We start from the raw sequence: 2,672 nt of genomic DNA on the forward strand, positions 1-2,672 counted from the left end.
CGCCACCGACGACGGGGCGAACGACCCGCTGGTCCGCAGGCTGCGCGAACTCGGCCACGAAGTGTCGGTGGCGCCGCAGACCAGCGGACTCAGCGCGCTGCGCCGCGACGGCGAGCAGGGCTGGACCGGCGGAGCCGACCCGCGCCGGGAGGGCGTGGTCCTCGGCGACACCCGCTGACCGGGAACAGGCCGCTCGACCGCTACTTCTCCTCGGTGCCGGACGTGCCGGGGTTCGGACCGGCGTCCGACGCCCCGGAGTTCTCCCCGGCCATCGCGTACCGGGCGCCCAGCGCGCGCAGGCGCTCGAGGGCCAGCACCGCGTGTTCCTTGTCGTTGGCGCGGATGGCCAGCAGCGGCACGTAGTCGTCGTCGGCCAGTTCCAGTCGTGCCCAGGCCTTCCGGTCCGGGAAACTGACGCCGCGCACCTGGTCCCAGCCGAACAGGGTCTCCCCCAGCACGCCGCGCACCTCGATGCCACGCTCGCCCGCGCGGACCCGGGGCCGGGTCAGCAGCAGCACGCCGCCCGCGACGAGCACGCCGATGGCCACCATGGCGATCTGGTCGACCACCCGGAAGTTCACCCCGGTCGAGCCGTTCCGCAGGAAGACACCGCCGACGGTGAAGACCGCGAGCACGAGCACGGCCACGATCCAGGCGTTGCGGACCGAACGCCGCGGCCGCGCCTCGAGCTCCCACTCGGCCACGGTGGTCAGCTCTCGGCGCGCAGCGCGCGCAGGGTCAGCGCGGCGTCCAGCGCGGCCGCGCAGGCCTGCTCGCCCTTGTCCTCCGCCGAACCGGGCAGCCCGGCGCGATCGAGCGCCTGCTCCTCGGTGTTCGTGGTGAGCACGCCGTTGGCCACCGGGGTGGACTCGTCCAGCGAGACCCGGGTCAGCCCGGCGGTCACCGCGTCGCACACGTACTCGAAATGCGGGGTGCCGCCACGGATCACCACGCCGAGCGCGACCACGGCGTCGTGCGTGCGGGCCAGCTGCTGGGCCACCACGGGCAGCTCCATCGCGCCCGCGCAGCGGACCACGCGAATGTGCCGGACCCCCGCGTCCTTCGCCACCCGCTCGGCGTTGGCGACCAGGGTGTCGCAGATCTTCTCGTGCCAGCGCGAGGCGACGATCGCCAGCCGCAGGTCCTTCGCGTCGGCCAGTTCGAAGGCGGGAACGCCGGTGCCGCTCACTGTGCGGTCTCCTCCAGATCCAGATCGTCGAGACCGACCAGGTCGTGGCCCATCCGGTCCCGCTTGGTGCGCAGGTAGCGCAGGTTCTCGGCATTGGCGCGCAGCGGCATCTGCACCCGCTCGGTGATGGTCAGGCCGTAGCCGTCCAGGCCGACGCGCTTGGCCGGGTTGTTGGTCAGCAGTCGCATCGAGCGGATGCCGAGGTCGACCAGGATCTGCGCGCCGGTGCCGTAGTCGCGGGCGTCGGCGGGCAGACCGAGATCGAGGTTGGCGTCGACGGTGTCGCGTCCGGCGTCCTGCAGCTGGTAGGCCTGCAGCTTGTGCATCAGGCCGATGCCGCGGCCCTCGTGACCGCGCATGTACAGCACCACGCCGCGGCCCTCGGCGTCGACCATCTCCAGGGCGGCGTCGAGCTGGGGGCCGCAGTCGCAGCGCAGCGAGCCGAACACGTCGCCGGTCAGGCACTCGGAGTGCACGCGCACCAGCACGTCCTCGCCGTCGCCGATGTCGCCACGCACCAGGGCGACGTGCTCGACGTCGTCGTAGAGGCTGGTGTAGCCGACCGCGGTGAACACGCCGTGCGCGGTGGGGATGCGCGCCTCGGCGACCCGCACGACCTGCTTCTCGTGCTTGCGCCGCCAGGCGATCATGTCGGCGATGGAGATCAGCGCCAGGTCGTGGTCGTCGGCGAAGACGCGCAGCTCCTCGGTGCGGGCCATGTGGCCCTCGTCCTTCTGGCTGACGATCTCGCAGATCACGCCCGCCGGGCGGAGACCGGCCATCCTGGCCAGGTCGACGGCGGCCTCGGTGTGGCCTGGCCTGCGCAGCACGCCGCCGTCCTTGGCCCGCAGCGGGACGACATGACCGGGGCGGGTCAGATCGTCGGCTCTGGCATCGGCCGAGGCGAGCAGGCGCATGGTGGTGGCGCGGTCCGCGGCGGAGATGCCGGTGGTGATGCCCTCGCGCGCGTCCACCGAGACGGTGTAGGCGGTGCCGTGCTTGTCCTGGTTCGTGGCGTACATCGGCGGCAGGCCGAGACGGTCGCAGTCCTCGCCGACCAGCGGCACACAGATGTAACCGGAGGTGTATCGGATCATGAAGGCGACGAGTTCGGGGGTCGCCTTCTCCGCCGCGAAGATGAGGTCGCCCTCGTTCTCGCGGTCCTCGTCGTCGACGACGACGACCGCCTTACCGGCGGCGATGTCGGCGACTGCGCGCTCGATGGTGTCGAACCTGGTCACGTCTGCTGCGCTCCATCTATGAATAGGTCTAGAACAGTATCGCCGTTGCCCCACCCGCCCCGGCTGGCGGCCCCTGGCAGGCCGCGGCCGGACGAGCCGGGCGCCGGCTCCACCGTTCGCGGTGCCGCGGGGAACGAGCAGGTCGTCCCGCGGCGCGGGGGCCCGTCGGTGTCAGCCCCGCAGCAGGAGCCGCTCGACGGACATGGCGATCCCCTCGACCTCCAGGGTCACCCTGGAGCCGA

At 72.3% G+C, this 2,672-nt stretch carries 4 protein-coding genes; 1 reads left to right on the top strand and 3 read right to left on the bottom strand.

Annotation, left to right across the window (positions count from 1 at the left end):
- The coding region (locus QH283_RS25445; RefSeq protein WP_280505466.1) for a gamma-glutamyltransferase at positions 1–178 on the top strand (178 nt) is incomplete at its 5' end.
- A 22-nt stretch (positions 179–200) separates the two neighbouring features.
- On the opposite strand, the gene QH283_RS25450 is transcribed toward QH283_RS25445, so the two are convergent.
- From QH283_RS25450 to QH283_RS25460, 3 genes are read right to left on the bottom strand one after another with little or no spacing between them, the layout of a single operon-like run.
- Positions 201–713 (bottom strand): PH domain-containing protein, encoded by a 513-nt coding sequence (locus tag QH283_RS25450; RefSeq protein ID WP_280505467.1) that lies wholly within the window; start codon positions 711–713, stop codon positions 201–203.
- A complete protein-coding gene (gene ribH, locus QH283_RS25455) occupies positions 710–1,189 on the bottom strand; it encodes a 6,7-dimethyl-8-ribityllumazine synthase (RefSeq protein WP_280505464.1) in 480 nt (159 codons plus the stop codon). The genes QH283_RS25450 and ribH overlap by 4 nt, the downstream gene beginning before the upstream one ends.
- Positions 1,186–2,430: a bifunctional 3,4-dihydroxy-2-butanone-4-phosphate synthase/GTP cyclohydrolase II gene (locus QH283_RS25460; RefSeq protein ID WP_280505465.1), complete on the bottom strand. Its 1,245-nt coding sequence runs from the start codon at positions 2,428–2,430 to the stop codon at positions 1,186–1,188. Before QH283_RS25460 ends, ribH begins: the two co-directional genes overlap by 4 nt.
- Positions 2,431–2,672 lie beyond the last annotated feature (242 nt).

The sequence above is a fragment of the Nocardia farcinica genome (assembly GCF_029867845.1).
Lineage (GTDB): Bacteria > Actinomycetota > Actinomycetes > Mycobacteriales > Mycobacteriaceae > Nocardia > Nocardia farcinica_A.